The sequence below is a fragment of the Natranaeroarchaeum sulfidigenes genome (assembly GCF_017094485.1).
Classification (GTDB): domain Archaea; phylum Halobacteriota; class Halobacteria; order Halobacteriales; family Natronoarchaeaceae; genus Natranaeroarchaeum; species Natranaeroarchaeum sulfidigenes.
The window spans coordinates 2,824,223-2,839,727 of the sequence record NZ_CP064786.1 but is presented as its reverse complement, the minus strand read 5'-3'; the positions used below and the strand labels follow the sequence as shown (position 1 = coordinate 2,839,727).

Here is a 15,505-nt window from a genome sequence, read left to right as displayed (position 1 = left end):
GGTTTACTCCTTGACTGCTCCCTGTGTGAGTCCACTCACGATCTTTTCCTGTGCGACGATCACCAGGATAGCGATCGGCAACACTGCGATGATACTCGATGCGGCCATCAGGTTGAACAGGGTCTCGTACTGCCCCTGGAACCCTAACACGCCTTCGAGCATCGGTGCCCAGTTTTCGGCGCGCCCATCGGTCATCAACGAGGAGAAGAAGTACTCGTTGTAGATGGTAATAAACGACAGCACGCCTGCCGTCGCGACGCCGGGTGCGGACAGCGGCACGATCACGCGGAACAGTGCACCGAGCCGGGTCGTTCCCTCGACACGCGCGGCGTCTTCCAGCCCGTCCGGAATCTGCGCGTAAAACACCATCAGGATGAAGATGGCGAGTGGCAGATACAGCGCCGAAACGGGGATGATAATTGCCGACGGGTGGTTGTACAGCGACCCATCCGCGATGATCGGTGCCAGGACGTCGAAGTTCCGGTTGAACAGCCGGTTCAGCGGGACGAAAAAGGCTGCCGGTGGGAAGAACGAAACGATCAGTACGAGCAGCAGTAGCGGCGTCTTCCCGCGGAACTGGAGTCGACCGAAGACGTAGCCGGCCAGCGACGCGACAAAGAGGACGAGCACCGTCCCGATCGTTGCGATCAGGAAGCTGTTGAATACGAACCGGTGGAACGGAAGGGTCGTGAACACTTCGATGAACGCACCTGGGTTCGTCCCCATCGTGATATCGCCCTCGGCGAGCAACGATGGATCGAAGCCGCCGGGAGTGAGGACGATGCTGTCACGGCCGAACTGCCCGGACGGGGTCAACGCGAGCATGAACAGCCAGTAGAACGGGAACAGCGTCGTCACAAGGAAGGCGATAGTAAACGTGTAAAACGCCGCCTTGTAGGCCCGTTCCGGGTTACTGATCATCTTTGCCGCCCATCCTTCGATGAGCCCACGGTCGATTTCGGGCTCTCCAGCGGCCTGTTGCTGTGCGGCGATGTCCGGATGTTGTTCTTCTTCAGTGCTCATTGTAGGTCACCTCCGGAGTCACGCAGGAAGACCAGATACACGAGGACGAACACGGAGATCACCACGGCGGTCAGGAACGCCACTGCGGAGGCCGTCGCCCAGCGTCTGGTCTGTTCAAGCGAGATAATCACAAGGCAGGTCATCGAGGGGACCGTCGAACAGCCGACGCTGGCGTCGATCAGTCCGTAGATCCGCATCGCGTCCATCGTCCGGAACAGCATTGCGACGATCAGCGCGGGCGCAACGAGCGGCAGCGTAATGTACTTGAATCGCTGCCACGGCGTTGCACCCGACACTTTTGCGACGTCATACAGCGACCGATCGATACTCTGGAGCCCGGCAAGGATCAAAAGCGCCATGAACGCCGCAGTCTTCCAGATGTCGGCGACAGTGACGATAATGAACCCGTCACGTGTGCTAGCGAGGGGGTTCGAGCCGAAGATACCGAGCCCCTGCATCAGATCGGAGCCAAAGCCGATGTTCGGGTTGAAGATCAGGAAGAAGATCATCCCCTGAATGACGATCGGGACGGCCCACGGGATGATGACCGCGACGCGGACCCACCGATTGCCCTTGAAGTCCTGATCGAGGACCAGCGCCTGTCCGAAGCCGATCAGGGTCTCGAAGAAGACGCTAATGATCACGAATGCCAGCGTGACGAACAGTGCCTGCCTGAGGAACGGCGATCCCAGCTCGATGAACGGGAAGCCACTCGTTGTCGTAATATCGATAAACTGTCTGGGTACATCCGCGTTCCCGGTCAGCACATCGACGTAGTTGCTGAGCCCGACGAACTCACCGAATGGGTCCGCTCCCGCGGTCTCGTCCGCAAACAGTGAATACCGTAGCGTCTGAAACAGCGGATAGAACGCTACCAGTGCCAGCAGAGCGAACGCTGGTGCGAGCAGGAAGTACGCGTACACTGCCTCACTTTTGGTTTCCAGCCAGTTGAGCGGCCGCATCAGGAGCCGTGTATCTTCCCCGGGTGGTTGTTCTGTTGCCATACTACCAGCTATCCCCCTGACCTCGGTGTATGCGTGGTGTTATCATCCATCTATCTCGATTAAGTAGTAATACTGGAGTCGGTTGTTAAACCTATCGGCGACCCCCCTCGACGATGGGGGGTTATTCTTCGGAGCCTTCGAGCTGTCCTTCGAGGTCGGACATCGCTTCTTCGGCCGTCTTCTCGCCGGTATAGGCGTCGTGGACCTCCTGGTAGATGGACGCGGCCTGATCAGGCCAGACGTCGGTCACCGGTCGCGGGACGGTCCGTTCGGCGACGAACGCAAGAGTATCGAGATGGTCGCCCATCGGTCCGACAGCGTCCGGATCCGCGTTCTCCAGGACCTCCGGTACTGGCGGTGGGTTTCCGTTCTCTTCGAAGACGGTGTTCATCACAGTCTCGCTCGCGACGGCTTCGAGTACCTGCAAGGACTCGTCGACGTTATCTGAGTTCGGATTGATAGTGAAGTGCCAGCCACCGAGGGCGTGGGAGCTACCGCCCGTCCCCTCGTACTCGCCTTCACCTTCCTCGACACCGTACGGGAGCGGCATCGTCCCGATCTCGCCTTCGCCCTCGTCTGCGTGGATCGGGATGACGTACGGCCAGTTTCGCATGAAGATGGCGTTGCCACCGGTAAAGGGAGAGCGTGCCTCCTCTTCACCGAACTCGACGAGGTCGCTGTTCGAAATCTGTGGGAAGTCGTCGAGCGTATCGTCCTCGTCGGGGCCGTACATGAACGACCGCATCATGCGGATCGTATCGTGCACCGGCTCCTCGTTGACGGTGACCGGTCGGTCGCCGACCGGTCCGAACAGGTTCTCGTGGTCGCCGAAGTACGCGCCACCCCACGACGTCATCGTCTCGTTAAACGTACAGCAGGAAAGGCCCTCGTAGGCCTGAGCCTGCGTGGTGAAGCCGTAATCATAGTCGCCGTCCTCGCCGCCGTGGTAGTCCCAGACGTCCTCGACGACCTCGGCGAACTCCTGCCAGCTCATCGGAGTCGTCGACCAGTCCTCGCCTTCAGGATCGTAGCCCGCCTCCTCGACCAGATCCTTCCGGTAGTTCATCATCGGGTAGTCCGGGAAGAACGGGAGGGCAAATAGCTCCCCCGTCTCGGGATGGGTTGCGGTGTCCACCGCGGCATCCAGGTAGTCGTTTTCAACGTATTCAAGGGTCTCATCAGACAGTTCCTCCTCGAGGTTGAGGACCTGTTCCCGGAGGATGAACGGCATCGTCCACCCCGAGTCCATCATGAAGATGTCCGGGCTGCCACGACCCGCGTCGAGTGCGCTCGTATAGTCGGCCCGCCGTGAGTCGGTCTCGAAGTCGCCCGGCAGGATCGTGATCTCGATCTCCTCGTCCAGACCCGCGTCCCAGAGGGCCTCCTGTAGTTCGTCCTCGATGCCCGCGAACTCTTCGTCCGCATCGATTTCGATTGTGTCGTCGTCGTCCCCGAGACAGCCAGCAACGCCCATTGCTGCGCCCGCAGCCCCTGTGGCTTGCAGGAACCGCCGGCGGGAAACGCCGCTCAACTTACGTTCGGTGGTCGGATCGTTTTCAACCATTACACCTGTTGTTAATGAAGCTATCCTATTTATAGATACCGCAAGATCTCAATGAACAACTGTGTAATAATAGTCGCGGTGATTATATACGTTGGCCTGGCCCTGGACAGTATCGAGGGGCCATCGATGTGCTCACGAGCCACGGAATCTGCAAGGGTTAAGACCATGGCCATGAAAACGACGCCTACTCGTGACGACCTCGGAACAGCCTGGCGGGGACGCGGTCGAGGAGTCACTCGGCCTCTTTGGGTGGCTCGAAGAAATATTCTACGCCGGTGTGGAGCTGTCAGTACTCGGCACACCGGGCTTTCTGGCAGTCTTTCTAACCCAGCACCGGTATCCGGATGCCGTTCCGCTTGCCGGGCTCACAGCGCTCGCGGTCGGCTATCTAGCGCTTGCCGTGTTCCGCCAGCGAACGATCGATACCGGAAAGTGGCCTCGCCGTGGCGAGTTGACCAGTGCGCCGCTCCGGTTTACGTACTTCAGCGTCCTGTTTTTCCTCGCCGCGTACGGCGTCGGAGCGGCAGCCATGACGCTTGGCTCGTACTGGTACACGCTCTTTGGTGGCGTCGTCATCGCGCTCGGTCTCGCGGCGTTCCCGACAGTGTATCGCCTCGTACACGGCGATCCGACGACTAAACCCGCCGAGATGGTCTGAGGGTCTTGTAGCCGATATTTTTACAACACCTGAAGCAAACGATCCTGTATGTCATTTATCGACAGCCTCGGGGAGGCGATCGAAGAGATCCGTCGGCCGGAGTACACGGGGAAAAACCGCTGTGACTCGTGTACAGTGGTCAATGCCGTCATCGTCGCCGTTGTCGGGCTTTTGCTGTATCGAGTACGCAAGCCACTGGGATACCTCGCGGTCGCCGTCGGAACTGCACTGATCTATCTGCGCGGGTACGTCGTACCCGGTACCCCATCGTTCGCTCCGGATCTGGTACGGCCCCTCCCCATTGACTTCGAGCACGACGATCCGGAGGGTGTGGGTTCGGGCTCGCTCACCGGCGAGGACGACGACAACCCGAGCGAGTTCGACGGCGAGGAGCTCATCGAGGCACTCGCCGCTTCAGGGGTCATCGAGGCGGGCGAAGAAGAGCTGTTCCTGAACAACTCGTTCCGCGAGAGCTGGGAAGCACGCATCGAGGAACTACGCGAACTGGAACCCGAAGCGCTCGCGGACCGGACCGCTGCGGCCTCTCCACACGATGTCGAGGGCGAGGTCTACGGCGACCGAATTCTCATCAAGGGCGCGGGCCGTGACATCTGGCTGAGCCACCCGATCGCGATGGCCGAGACCGCTGCGGTCGAGACGCTCTCGAACTGGGACGTCGACGCGGGTATGCGTGCGGCCGCAGCCGAACCGCTCAGGACGTTCATCGAGCTGTGTCCGGCCTGTGGCGGCGAGGTCCGCGAAACGACGCTCCGGAACTGCTGTGGCGGGCCCGGGAGCACCCAGCGCCGACCGGGTCAACTCGTGCTCGCCTGTGAGGACTGTGATACCGTTCTCTTCGAGTTTAGTGACGTCGCGGTCTAGTAATACCGACCGAACCGGCTCGCCGTCTCCTCGCCGGTTCGCGGGAAGAAAAGCATCGAGAGAATAGCGACAGCACCTGCCCAGAGCACGCTCACTGGAGTCCAGCCGAGAGCCGCTCCGAGGAAGACCCCCCCGAACGCCGCCACCACGAACGTCACGTTGAAATACAACACACGAAGCACGAGGAGCCACGGCGACAGCGTCACCCAGCCCGGCGTGTCAGTGGCGAGCGGCTGGACCCATCCGCCGCGGATTAGTGTTCCGACGAGCGTCATCAGGATCCATGCGACGAGCGCCGCCCCCGTCGCGTCGTACCAGACGCCCGCAGGGAGTATGTGGACAAGCAACAGGATCGGAAGCGAGATCACCGTCACCTCGCCGTAGATCCGGATAACGTCCTGCAGAAACATTCCGAGGGGGTCCTTCTCCGCGCGCCCGAGCGTCCCGTAGCCGTACCAGATTCGGCGCTCGGTCGATTCGGCGGCGGTAGTTTCTCGACCGGGCGGCCCCCGTTGACGCTTCATACACCCCGTATTACAGGGTGTTGTAAATAATTTACCCGGCAGTCAGTAGAACCGTCCGCTATTGCTTGGGTTGACCCCAGTACTCCTGGCGCTGTGGGCGGTCGGAGACCGGTCTGACGTCGATCGAATCGTCTTTCTGTTTGCGCGCTTCCAGTGCGGCCTTCGCCGAGGCTGTCGTCGAGAAGTACGTAACATCCTCCTCAACCGCGGTCTCCAGTAGCTCACGGTCTCGCGAGATGATCAGGTCGACCTCGCCGCGTTTGACCGCGTCGATCAGATCGACTGCCTCACAGAGCTCGTAGTACTGGGTGAACCGCTCGACCAGTTCCTCGCCCTCTTCGGTGTCTGGATCGGGGAACTCGTCGGCCGATAGATCGACCACGGCCGTCCCATCGCGTGGGATCGGCTTACCGACGGAGTCCTGTGCCTTGTCGTAGGCTTTGCCGAAGGTGTCTGCTGTCCCCATGACTTCGCCGGTCGATTTCATCTCCGGCCCGAGACGTGGATCGGAGCCGGGCAGACGATCGAACGGCAGAACGACCTCCTTGATCGAGGTCTGGGCGGGGACTTGCTCGTCGACGTCGAGGTCGGACAGTGACTCGCCGTTCATCACCTTGGCGGCGAGTTTCGCGATCGGAACGCCGGTCGCCTTCGAAATGAACGGGACGGTACGCGAGGAGCGGGGGTTCGCTTCCAGCACGTAGACCTCTTCGTCACGGACCGCCAGCTGGACGTTCAGTAGGCCCACTGTGTCCAGCGCACGGGCGATCTCCTCGGTTACCTCACGGACGCGACGGTTGACGTCACGGCCGAGCGAGCGTGGCGGGATCATACACGCCGAGTCGCCGGAGTGGACGCCGGCGCTCTCGACGTGTTCCATGATCCCACCGATGAGGACGTCCTCGCCGTCAGCCACTGCGTCGACGTCCAGCTCGATCGCGTCCTCGAGGAAGTCGTCGATGAGGATCGGCTTGTCCTTCGCCACGCGGACCGCCTCCTCGATGTACTCTTCGAGTTCGGCGTCGTCGTAGACGACCTGCATCGCACGCCCGCCGAGCACGTAGGAGGGACGAACGAGCACGGGATAGCCGATCTCGTGGGCGAGTTCGAGCGCTTCTTCCTTGCTCGTCGCGGTGCCACCCTCCGGCTGGGCGATACCGAGATCGTCCATCAGGGCGTTAAATCGGTCGCGGTCCTCCGCGAGGTCCATCGCCTCGACCGAGGTGCCCATGATCTCACAGTCCAGCCCACGGCGGTCGAGTTCGTCCTGCAGGGGCTCACCGATGTTCACGGAGGTCTGGCCACCGAACTGGACCATCACGCCGTCCGCGCCGGTCGCTTCGGCCACGTCGGCGACCTCCTCGGCCGTGATCGGCTCGAAGAAGAGCCCGTCGGAGGTGTCGTAGTCCGTCGAGACCGTCTCGGGGTTGTTGTTGACCACGTAGGCGTCGATGCCGTTCTCGCGGAGCGCACGGACCGCGTGGACGGAACAGTAGTCGAACTCGACGCCCTGGCCGATCCGGATCGGGCCGCCGCCGACGACGATCACGCTTTCTGCGTCGCGGTCGACTTCGAGTTCGCCCGCCGCGGCGTCGCCTTCGAGCGGTCCGGACTCGAACTCGGACTTGCGCGAGGAGTAGTAGTACGGCGTCTCGGCCTTGAACTCGCCCGCACAGGTGTCGACCTGTTTGTAACTGCGGCCGGGGACCTCCTGTTCGACTGTACCGACGTCCGCACCAGCCGTCGCGGCAATCGTCGCGTTGGTGTGGCCCGCGATCGCGGCCTCGGTGAAGTCGCCCTCCTGGGCCGCGCGCGTCGAGTCGGCGATGCGTTTGTAGCGTTCGGTGTACCACTCGAAGATGCCGGTTAGCTCGACGACCTCGTCGACGCTGTACCCGCGCTCGAACGCCTCGAACATCGCGTAGGGACGGTCCGGCGAGGGTCGTTCGAGATAGTGTGATTCGAGCTCGTCGTCGTCGACCTCGTTCCAGTCTGCCTCCGGTTCGTACTCGGAGGAGCGAAGCGCCTTGAGCAGCGATTCCTCGAACGTCCGGCCGATCGACATCGCTTCGCCGGTCGATTTCATCGCGGTCGTCAGCTCGAAGTCGACGTCGTCGAACTTGTCTTTGGGCCAGCGCGGCACCTTGGTGACGACGTAGTCGATCGCGGGCTCGAACGCCGCGGTCGTCTCGCCGGTGATCTCGTTTTCGATCTCGTGGAGACGCTTGCCGAGCGCGACCTTGGCGGTGACGCGGGCGATCGGGTAGCCGGTCGCCTTCGAGGCGAGGGCAGAAGAGCGGGAGACCCGGGGGTTGACCTCGACGACGCGGTACTCGCCGCCGGGTGTGCCGTCGTCGTGCCAGGCGAACTGGATATTACAGCCGCCCTGGATACCGAGCTCGCGGATCACGTCGAGCGCGGCGGTTCGCATCTCCTGGTGCCCCTTGTCTGGAACGATCTGAGATGGGGTGACGACGGTCGACTCGCCCGTGTGTATCCCCATCGGGTCGATGTTCTCCATGTTACAGATGATGATACACGAGTCGTCGGCATCACGCATGACCTCGTACTCGTACTCGACCCACCCGGAGATCGATTCCGTGATCAGCACTTCACTGTTCCGCGAGAGACGCAGCCCCTTGCGGACGCGCTCGATCAGTTCCTCCATCTCGTGGACCACGCCGGAGCCCGATCCGCCGAGGGTGTACGTCGTCCGGGCGATAACCGGCAGACCGCCGACCTCGTCAACGGCGTCATGAACCCGATCGACGAGATCTTCTTCGGTCAGTTCAGCGACGGATTCCCCCTCGCCCAGCGAGATCGTCGTCGACGCAGGAACCGGCTGACCGATCTTCTCCATACGCTTGCGGAACAGGTCACGATCCTCCGTCGCGTAGATCGTATCCAGGGGCGTCCCCATAATCTCGACGTCGTACTCCTCGAGGACACCCTCCTCGGCGAGCTCGGCGGTGACGTTCAGGCCGGTCTGGCCGCCCAGCCCGGCGATAACACCGTCGGGCCGTTCTCTGGCGATGATCTCCGCGATCGCTTCGGTCGTGATCGGCTCGATGTACACTTCGTCGGCCATCTCCGGATCGGTCATGATCGTCGCGGGGTTGGAGTTGACCAGGACGACCTTCGCGCCTTCCTCCTGAAGTGCGCGACAGGCCTGCGCGCCAGAATAGTCGAATTCGGCGGCCTGTCCGATCTGGATCGGGCCGCTCCCGATCAGCAGGATCGTACGATCCTCCTCGCCGCTTGTCCCGTCGGTAGTCATTGCTATCTACGGGAAGCCCGTACATCGTAATAAGCCCGACGAAATATTACGAACAGCGAAAGCCAGTTTCGAATTTCGAATTTCGGTCGGTCCGGATGGGAGGGTGGCTCCGCTCGGTCGAGTGGGGCTCAGGCCTCGAGTTTCGGTTCCAGCTCGCCACGCTCGTCGAGTTCCTCGACGATGTCGCTCCCGCCGACGAACTCGCCGTCGACGAACACCTGTGGGATGGTTTCCCACCCGCTGTGTGACTCTAGAGCCACCCGGTACTGGTCGAGCGCTTCGAGCACGTCGACCGTCTCCACGTCGTCACGGTACTGCGTGAGCAGGCCGAGTGCCTTCCGGGAGTAGCCACACTGTGGCATCAGCTCCGTCCCCTTCATGAAGAGGACGACCTCGTTGCTCTCGATCGTCTCGTCAACGCGCTCCTGTACCTCTTCGGCGGACAGTTCGGCTCCGGGTTCGAACGTCATATGATGGGTATTCGTGGGCGCGCACTCAAAGGCTTGCCGCCCCGCAGAGAATGCGCTACCCCTCGTACTGTTCGGGCGTGTACGTGCTCAGCTCGATGGCGTGAATGTCGGTCGTCATGTGCTCGCCCAGCGCGTCGTAGACGAGTTCGTGCTGTTCGACGAGTGACTTCCCCTCGAAGGCCGGGGAGACGACTTCGGCAGCGAGATGGTCGTCGTCCTCCACGCCACGCGGGCGTTTCACTGTTGCTTCCGCTTCGGGAAGCTCCGTCTCGATCAGGTCGGCGACGTCCTGTCGGTCCATACGCGTAGGTGTAGACCCAGCGAGAAAAACGTGTCTCAGTGGTATCCACACCCCAGTGCTCACTCGGTGCCCATGGCCCGCCCCGACTTCGTTTCAATATCGAGTGACCAGACCCTCGGGTCCGACTGGACGTCGATGCTGGTCAGCAGGTCCGGCCGATAGGCGTTGTCGATCATCGCCTCCCTGGCCGTGTCCCACTCTCCCGGCGTGATCCGGTCGAGCGCGCCGGTGACGATCACGCTCTCCCATTCGCTGTCCGAGGCCACGTCGTAGACGAGAAAGCTCGCTTCCTCGCTTTCCTCGGCGAACTCCATCTTTTTGCCGTCCTCGGAGTGACCCGCAAGCAGGAAATAGAGCGTGTCGTCGCCCGCGTAGCCGAACGACATCGGGATGCTGTATGGCGTGCCGCCGAGCGCCATCGAGAGGACGCCGACACCGTTTGCTTCCAGCACTCGATCGATCGCTGCATCGTCCATCGTATGCCCCTGTAAAACACCGGGATTCGGTGACATACCTCAGGAACAGGTCCTGGAAAACAAAAACCCCTCTCCCGATTCGCGCGTCGTAAGAACCGGCGACTACAGCTCGTAACGGTACGGCCGATCCCGGATCACCGTCACGTCGCCGTACTCGGCGCGGCGGCCCAGCACGGTTGCGATCCGGTGTGGGCTCTCGAACTCCCCATCGTCGAGCAGTTCGAGGATCTCGCTGGCCGTCAGGGGCTCCTCGACATCCGCCGCTTTCACGGTCTGTCGGATCTGCTCGTACTCGCCCAGCGCGTACATGGCTGTGTGAAGGATCAGCACGATGGATAATAAACCCCTGTCGCACAGGCGTCGGACGTGCGTCATCTCCGGGGGCAGCGCCTCCGGTTGCCACACCGTGCGACTATATTGCCCGATCGTGCTCCGTTTCGAGGTCCCGCTCGTCGCGGTACTGCTCGACGAACTCCGCGACGTCGAATTCGAGCATCTGCTCTTCGAAGGCGGTCATCGCGTCGGCGCTGTCGGCGTGGCTGATCGCGTGTTCCATCAGCTCGACGAGCAACTCGACGACGATCTCGTGGAGTGCGCGGTCGTCGAAGTCGGTGACCCACAGCAGGCCATAGCCCACGGTGCCGTCGTCGCTTTTATCGAGCGTGACGACGTCCTCGGGGAACTCCTCCATCATGACACCCATCACGTGCGGGGTACCGAACTCCTCGAACTCGTCGTCGGTCTCGATGGTCTCTCTGAGTACCTCGACGAGGAACTCGGGGACGAAACGTGATGGGGGGTGGACGTCCATCACGACGGCGTGGGTCTCGCCACACGAACACTCGAACGATCGCATCCCCAGGTCCAGCCGCTGCGGATCGACCGACTCCCCACACGACAGGGCGAGCTCCTCGCCGCCACTTCCGGGGACCCGCGGTTCAGGCATACACCCATCTCGGGGGTTCCGACGAATAAACTCCTCGGCTTCCATGCTGTCGTGGGCAGGCGACGCGGGGCCACTCTATCACGGATCACGCCGCCGGGACACGTCTGGGCGATCGTCTCGGTCCGAGGTGAGAAAAAATTAATACTGGTCTGGTTCAGGATCGATGTATGCCCTCCGATTCGTCGATCGATCACGGACAGATAGCGGCGATGTTCGTCGTACTCTGTACAGCCATCGGGTTCTGGCTTTTTATGCAGACGGACAACGTGGGGATGCTGACGACGTGGTTCTGGGCGGGAATCGGACTCGCCGGGATCTACCTACTCACGACCATTGCGAACACCCTGGACGAGCTTGACGCCGGCTACTGAGCGCGAACACACACCGTCGATAATCGTTCGCCAGCTCCGCCTCAGGGCCAGTCGTCCCGTCCCGTCTCGGCCTCGATTCCCCCGCCGTCCTCGTCCTCGGCGAGCGTCCACTCGGCGGCCTCGGCGGCGTCCTCGACCGGGAGGTACTCCCAGCCGACCTCCTCGGCAAGCTGGCCGTCCCCCTCGCTGGTGCCGATGAAGACGTGCCGGCCGGTGTCGAACTGCTCTTTCACGCTCTCTAGACTCTCCTTGCGTCCACGCGGACCGGAGAAGAAATCCTGCCGGATCCGGTTTTTTCGGGTGAAGTTCGTCACGACGTAGGTCGGCTTTTCCGAGACGACGCCGACGTACTCGCTCCAGCGCCTCGCGTCCTCGAACACCCGACCGGGGTCTGCGAGCTCCTGGAGTGCGGTCAACTCGAACGCCAAAGTCATATCCTCGTCACCGCCGCCGTTCATACCCGACACTCGGCCGGGCGCGGGCAAAACGGCTTCGGTCTTTTTCGCGGCGTGAACGTGACCGAACATGGTACGTCCGGGCCGACCGGCTCAGGGCCACCAGCTCGCGATCAGCTCGCCCAGTCGCGAGCGGTCCGGACGCCGCTTGGTCATCACGAACGGTCGATCGGTCTCGGCACCGACCGTCCGCGGAATACTTCCGGCGACTCGCCGGGTCAACACGCCCTGTCTGGTCGCCCCGAGCACGATCACGTCGTGGTCTTCGCCGACGTCGAGGATGGTCCCGGCGATGTCGTCGGACTCGATCATCAGTCGGCTGGTTTCGACCTCCGTGGGTAGTAGTTCGAGACTGCGCTCGATGTGTCCCGCAGCGACGTCCCGTGCCCTGTCGTCTGCGCCCGGCTTGATCACCGAGAGCACGTCGACGGTGGCGTCGTTCCGCCCCGCGATCGCTCCGGTGGCTTCTGTTGCGAGTTCGGCGTGTGGTCCCCCGACGGTCGGCAACAGGATCGTGTCGACCGTACTCGTCGTCAGCCCGACGCGCTCGACCAGCACGTCACAGCGCGCACGCCGAACCACCGGATCGATCGTCGTTCCCAGTACCCGATCCGAGGTGGTCGACCCACCGCGCCAGCCCAGCAGGATGGCGTCGGCGTCGACAGTATCGATCGCATCGAGGAGTACTCCCGAGACGCTACTGCCGACCAGCAGGCTGTCGGCGACCGGTACCCCGGCCTCTTCGGCGACGCTCGTTGCCCGATCGACCAGCCGTTGTCTATCACCCGAGAACTCGGATTTGATGTACTCGTCTTCGAACAGCAAGAACGGTGAGGTGTGATGTTTGTGAATCACGCTGACGACGTGGACCCGGCCATCGTTTGCAACCGCGAGATCGACCGCCGTTCGCACCAGTTGCTCAGCGTTTCTGGGGTTGTTGACCGCGACGAGGACGGTGTACTCCCCGGTCGGCGAGAGCTGTTCGCCCGCGACTGTCGAGGACATCCGTTTTTATATCGGTCCGCCGAGATCAAAAAGATTCGCGTGCGTTTACTGTCCCTGCGGCGGCGCGTCGAGCTTGTCGATATCGACTGTCTCTTCCAGTAACAGTTCTTTCTGCCCGGAGACTTCACGCTCCTCGCGCATTAGCGTCTTGAACGTCGTCTGTGGCGCGAGGTCGCCGATGAGAACGCCACCGATAACCTTGCCGTCTTTGAACGTAATCCGTCGCCACTCGGTATCGCTGTACTTTTTCTCGACCGCGTCGTCGCCGAGTGTCGGGTGACCAAAGGAAAGGAACGGGAAGTCAAAGTGGGTAATCGAGTACGAGGAGACCCAGCGGAACGCCTCTGCCTCGTCGTCGGCTGCCATGTTCGTTGCGGCGATCTGGCCCTGCTCTTTGGCGGACCCCCACGAGCCGTTCTGTGCGTGCTCGCCGAGAATGGTGTCGTAAAACCGGGTGAGGTCGCCCGCGGCGTAGATATCGTCGAGGTTGGTCTGCATATACTCGTCGACAACGACGCCGTCGTCGAGTTCGAGGTCAGTGTCCTGCATATACTCGATGTTGAAATCGAGGCCGATCGCGATCCCGACGAAGTCGCTCTCGTAGCGCTCGCCGTTCGTGTCGATCGTCGCCTCGACGTGTCCGTCCTCGTCGAGAACGAACTCGTCCGCGCCGCTGCCGAAGACCGGCGTGACGCCGACATCGCGCATCCCGTCGTGGATAATCTCGGCTCCCTCCGGGCTGAGCGCGTAGCGCCACCAGCACTCGCCGCGCATCAGGTAGTGGGCGTCGACGTCCTGCGCGCCACAGATCGCGGCGAGGTCGATCCCGAGTAGCCCCGCGCCGATGACGACCCCGGTGTCGGCCTCGCTGGCGTGTTCGTTGATCGCACGCGCGTCCTGAAACGTCCAGAAGTGATGAATTCCCTCGCCGTCGGCGTTTTTGACAGGGAGTTTGGTGGGCGTTCCGCCGGAGGCGATCAGCAGTTTGTCGTACTCGATCGTCCCGCTGTCGTGGGTGTGGACCTCGTGGGCATCGGGGTCGACGTCAGTGACGTGGGTGTTCAGCGACAGGTCGATGTCGCGTTCGGCGTACCAGTCCTCCTCGTGGATCGAGACCGGCGCTTCGGGGAGTTTCCCCTTGGCGAACTCCTTGATGAGGATCCGATTGTACAACGCCTCACCTTCATCGGTGACGACGGTGATATCCGAGTCCGGGGCTTCCTCGCGGAGGGTCTCGGCCGCGGAACTGCCCGCGATTCCGTCACCGATGATGACGTACGACTCAGTCATGTTCATGGGTTTTGCTGCCCGGGTTAAAGTGGATTGCTATCTCGGCGACACTGTCGTTTCGCCACCGAACTGACCGCTTCGGGAAGGTTCAAGGATCTCACGGCCATATGACGGGACATGAAACTTCGGCAGAACATCCGCCACTTCGCCGCCAAACAGGCACTGACAGCCCCGGTCATCGGTGACATCGCAAACGACAAACTCGTCGACTTGCACACCGGAATCTTCGTCGACAAAGCAGACGAGCAGTACCGGGATGAACGCCGCGAGCATCTCGACGCCTTCTTCGACTGCACGATGGACACCTACGTCGCTGCGCTCGAGGAAGGATACCCCGAGGCCGAGGCCCGCGAGATCACCCACATTCAGGCGAACTTCGATTTCTACAACCACGGCTGGACCGAGATGATGGAGTTTCCCGCCGACGAACTCGAAGCCCATTACGAGCGCTACGGGAAGTTCTTCGAGGCGCACGGCATCACCATCGACGATCCGCTCGGCGAGTTCCGGAACCGGGACGTTCCCGATGCGCCCTCGACGCCCGAAAAGCTCGATGACCCCGAGCACCCACACGCCGAGGGTGGTTTCGCCGACGACGTCTACGTCGAGGGGCCGGATGGCGAGTTGCGGGTCGGAGGACAGGACGAACCCGAGGAGGTCGACCCCGCGGAAGCGCCGGGGCTCACCGAGGAGGACGTCGAAGACGCCGACTCCGGAGCGGACGCCTGAAGTTTCCGGACGCAAAAAAGGTGTGGCGTTCACTCCTCGACGGTGATGGTTATCTCGTCGGTTTCACCGAACGCAATGTGTGCTCCGTCACCGAGCTGTACGGCGATCGTGTACTCGCCGGGCTCAAGCTCCAGACTATCTTCCGTCTGGGCGTCACTCCAGTGGTAGATTCCGTCTTCCTCAGCGGAGTCGCTCGGCCCGGGGATCGTTTCTCCTCGGTCGAACACGTCGTGATCGACGAGAATGTGTAGATGCCCGGCTCCGACTTCGTTTTCGCCGGCGGGGATGAGATCGGCTCCCTCGACTGATACGACGAATTCGACCGGCGACTGAACGGTAGCACCATCCTCCGGTGACTCGAAGGTGGGCGATGCATCCTCGGGCTGGTCCTCGAAGTCGTACTCGTCCGGTTCATCATCGTCGGGTTCGTCCTCCGGCGGGTCATCGCCATCACCGAGACAGCCGCTCAGCCCTACTGCCCCGACTGTGACGGCACTTACGAACGTTCTTCGTGTATGGGTCATGGTCTT

18 protein-coding genes are annotated in these 15,505 nt (G+C 62.1%); 4 read left to right on the top strand and 14 right to left on the bottom strand.

Annotation, left to right across the window (positions count from 1 at the left end; translation table 11 throughout):
* Window positions 1-3 precede the first annotated feature (3 nt).
* From AArcS_RS14760 to AArcS_RS14750, 3 genes are all read right to left on the bottom strand, one after another.
* A complete protein-coding gene (locus AArcS_RS14760) occupies window positions 4-1,023 on the bottom strand; it encodes a carbohydrate ABC transporter permease (protein WP_375139622.1) in 1,020 nt (339 codons plus the stop codon).
* A complete protein-coding gene (locus AArcS_RS14755; RefSeq protein WP_238478176.1) occupies window positions 1,020-2,027 on the bottom strand; it encodes a carbohydrate ABC transporter permease in 1,008 nt (335 codons plus the stop codon). The genes AArcS_RS14760 and AArcS_RS14755 overlap by 4 nt, the downstream gene beginning before the upstream one ends.
* A gap of 121 nt (window positions 2,028-2,148) precedes the next feature.
* Entirely contained in the window at window positions 2,149-3,591 is a 1,443-nt protein-coding gene (locus AArcS_RS14750; RefSeq protein ID WP_238478175.1) for an extracellular solute-binding protein, read from the bottom strand.
* Window positions 3,592-3,781: 190 nt separating this feature from the next.
* On the opposite strand from AArcS_RS14750, the gene AArcS_RS14745 reads away from it, so the two are divergent.
* Together AArcS_RS14745 and AArcS_RS14740 are read left to right on the top strand one after the other, a co-directional pair.
* Window positions 3,782-4,249: a DUF8215 family protein gene (locus tag AArcS_RS14745; protein ID WP_238478174.1), complete on the top strand. Its 468-nt coding sequence runs from the start codon at window positions 3,782-3,784 to the stop codon at window positions 4,247-4,249.
* A 48-nt stretch (window positions 4,250-4,297) separates the two neighbouring features.
* Window positions 4,298-5,131 carry a DUF8054 domain-containing protein gene (locus AArcS_RS14740; RefSeq protein WP_238478173.1) on the top strand — a complete coding sequence of 278 codons (834 nt, stop codon included), beginning with the start codon at window positions 4,298-4,300 and terminating at the stop codon, window positions 5,129-5,131.
* On the opposite strand, the gene AArcS_RS14735 is transcribed toward AArcS_RS14740, so the two are convergent.
* The 7 genes from AArcS_RS14735 to AArcS_RS14705 all read right to left on the bottom strand — a co-directional run bounded on the left by AArcS_RS14735 (window position 5,128) and on the right by AArcS_RS14705 (window position 11,125).
* Window positions 5,128-5,655, bottom strand: a complete 528-nt coding sequence (locus tag AArcS_RS14735; protein ID WP_238478172.1) for a DUF8215 family protein — start codon at window positions 5,653-5,655, stop codon at window positions 5,128-5,130. The genes AArcS_RS14740 and AArcS_RS14735 overlap by 4 nt on opposite strands.
* A gap of 58 nt (window positions 5,656-5,713) precedes the next feature.
* Window positions 5,714-8,932 (bottom strand): carbamoyl-phosphate synthase large subunit, encoded by a 3,219-nt coding sequence (carB, locus tag AArcS_RS14730; protein ID WP_238478171.1) that lies wholly within the window; start codon window positions 8,930-8,932, stop codon window positions 5,714-5,716.
* Window positions 8,933-9,060: 128 nt separating this feature from the next.
* Window positions 9,061-9,402: a glutaredoxin family protein gene (locus AArcS_RS14725; RefSeq protein WP_238478170.1), complete on the bottom strand. Its 342-nt coding sequence runs from the start codon at window positions 9,400-9,402 to the stop codon at window positions 9,061-9,063.
* A gap of 55 nt (window positions 9,403-9,457) precedes the next feature.
* Window positions 9,458-9,703 (bottom strand): BolA family protein, encoded by a 246-nt coding sequence (locus tag AArcS_RS14720; protein ID WP_238478169.1) that lies wholly within the window; start codon window positions 9,701-9,703, stop codon window positions 9,458-9,460.
* A 59-nt stretch (window positions 9,704-9,762) separates the two neighbouring features.
* The gene (locus AArcS_RS14715) at window positions 9,763-10,215 is read right to left on the bottom strand and encodes a pyridoxamine 5'-phosphate oxidase family protein (RefSeq protein WP_238478168.1); all 453 of its coding nucleotides are present in this window, start codon (window positions 10,213-10,215) and stop codon (window positions 9,763-9,765) included.
* 66 nt (window positions 10,216-10,281) lie between these two features.
* Complete coding sequence (locus AArcS_RS14710) at window positions 10,282-10,488, bottom strand: hypothetical protein (protein WP_238478167.1); 207 nt, start codon at window positions 10,486-10,488, stop codon at window positions 10,282-10,284.
* Between the two features lie 103 nt (window positions 10,489-10,591).
* A complete protein-coding gene (locus AArcS_RS14705) occupies window positions 10,592-11,125 on the bottom strand; it encodes a DUF5815 family protein (RefSeq protein WP_238478166.1) in 534 nt (177 codons plus the stop codon).
* Window positions 11,126-11,292: 167 nt separating this feature from the next.
* Between AArcS_RS14705 and AArcS_RS14700 the strand changes: the two genes are divergently transcribed.
* Window positions 11,293-11,496, top strand: a complete 204-nt coding sequence (locus AArcS_RS14700) for a hypothetical protein (protein ID WP_238478165.1) — start codon at window positions 11,293-11,295, stop codon at window positions 11,494-11,496.
* Window positions 11,497-11,537: 41 nt separating this feature from the next.
* Here AArcS_RS14700 and AArcS_RS14695 read toward each other — a convergent pair whose 3' ends face one another.
* From AArcS_RS14695 to AArcS_RS14685, 3 genes are all read right to left on the bottom strand, one after another.
* Window positions 11,538-11,954, bottom strand: a complete 417-nt coding sequence (locus AArcS_RS14695; protein ID WP_238478164.1) for a DUF7124 domain-containing protein — start codon at window positions 11,952-11,954, stop codon at window positions 11,538-11,540.
* A 90-nt stretch (window positions 11,955-12,044) separates the two neighbouring features.
* A complete protein-coding gene (locus AArcS_RS14690; protein WP_238478163.1) occupies window positions 12,045-12,956 on the bottom strand; it encodes a universal stress protein in 912 nt (303 codons plus the stop codon).
* A 45-nt stretch (window positions 12,957-13,001) separates the two neighbouring features.
* Window positions 13,002-14,246: an NAD(P)/FAD-dependent oxidoreductase gene (locus AArcS_RS14685; RefSeq protein ID WP_238478162.1), complete on the bottom strand. Its 1,245-nt coding sequence runs from the start codon at window positions 14,244-14,246 to the stop codon at window positions 13,002-13,004.
* 117 nt (window positions 14,247-14,363) lie between these two features.
* On the opposite strand from AArcS_RS14685, the gene AArcS_RS14680 reads away from it, so the two are divergent.
* Window positions 14,364-14,975 (top strand): DUF6149 family protein, encoded by a 612-nt coding sequence (locus AArcS_RS14680; RefSeq protein ID WP_238478161.1) that lies wholly within the window; start codon window positions 14,364-14,366, stop codon window positions 14,973-14,975.
* Window positions 14,976-15,004: 29 nt separating this feature from the next.
* Here AArcS_RS14680 and AArcS_RS14675 read toward each other — a convergent pair whose 3' ends face one another.
* On the bottom strand, window positions 15,005-15,499 hold the full coding sequence (locus AArcS_RS14675; RefSeq protein WP_238478160.1) for a DUF4399 domain-containing protein: 495 nt from the start codon (window positions 15,497-15,499) through the stop codon (window positions 15,005-15,007).
* Window positions 15,500-15,505 lie beyond the last annotated feature (6 nt).

Bases quoted from the DNA above. Each gene is read 5' to 3' on its own strand.
- AArcS_RS14760 (WP_375139622.1), bottom strand. From the start codon at position 1,023: ATGAGCACTGAAGAAGAACAACATCCGGACATCGCCGCACAGCAACAG.
- AArcS_RS14755 (WP_238478176.1), bottom strand. From the start codon at position 2,027: ATGGCAACAGAACAACCACCCGGGGAAGATACACGGCTCCTGATGCGG.
- AArcS_RS14750 (WP_238478175.1), bottom strand. From the start codon at position 3,591: ATGGTTGAAAACGATCCGACCACCGAACGTAAGTTGAGCGGCGTTTCC.
- AArcS_RS14740 (WP_238478173.1), top strand. From the start codon at position 4,298: ATGTCATTTATCGACAGCCTCGGGGAGGCGATCGAAGAGATCCGTCGG.
- AArcS_RS14735 (WP_238478172.1), bottom strand. From the start codon at position 5,655: ATGAAGCGTCAACGGGGGCCGCCCGGTCGAGAAACTACCGCCGCCGAA.
- carB (WP_238478171.1), bottom strand. From the start codon at position 8,932: ATGACTACCGACGGGACAAGCGGCGAGGAGGATCGTACGATCCTGCTG.
- AArcS_RS14725 (WP_238478170.1), bottom strand. From the start codon at position 9,402: ATGACGTTCGAACCCGGAGCCGAACTGTCCGCCGAAGAGGTACAGGAG.
- AArcS_RS14720 (WP_238478169.1), bottom strand. From the start codon at position 9,703: ATGGACCGACAGGACGTCGCCGACCTGATCGAGACGGAGCTTCCCGAA.
- AArcS_RS14715 (WP_238478168.1), bottom strand. From the start codon at position 10,215: ATGTCACCGAATCCCGGTGTTTTACAGGGGCATACGATGGACGATGCA.
- AArcS_RS14710 (WP_238478167.1), bottom strand. From the start codon at position 10,488: ATGTACGCGCTGGGCGAGTACGAGCAGATCCGACAGACCGTGAAAGCG.
- AArcS_RS14705 (WP_238478166.1), bottom strand. From the start codon at position 11,125: ATGCCTGAACCGCGGGTCCCCGGAAGTGGCGGCGAGGAGCTCGCCCTG.
- AArcS_RS14700 (WP_238478165.1), top strand. From the start codon at position 11,293: ATGCCCTCCGATTCGTCGATCGATCACGGACAGATAGCGGCGATGTTC.
- AArcS_RS14695 (WP_238478164.1), bottom strand. From the start codon at position 11,954: ATGAACGGCGGCGGTGACGAGGATATGACTTTGGCGTTCGAGTTGACC.
- AArcS_RS14690 (WP_238478163.1), bottom strand. From the start codon at position 12,956: ATGTCCTCGACAGTCGCGGGCGAACAGCTCTCGCCGACCGGGGAGTAC.
- AArcS_RS14685 (WP_238478162.1), bottom strand. From the start codon at position 14,246: ATGACTGAGTCGTACGTCATCATCGGTGACGGAATCGCGGGCAGTTCC.
- AArcS_RS14680 (WP_238478161.1), top strand. From the start codon at position 14,364: ATGAAACTTCGGCAGAACATCCGCCACTTCGCCGCCAAACAGGCACTG.
- AArcS_RS14675 (WP_238478160.1), bottom strand. From the start codon at position 15,499: ATGACCCATACACGAAGAACGTTCGTAAGTGCCGTCACAGTCGGGGCA.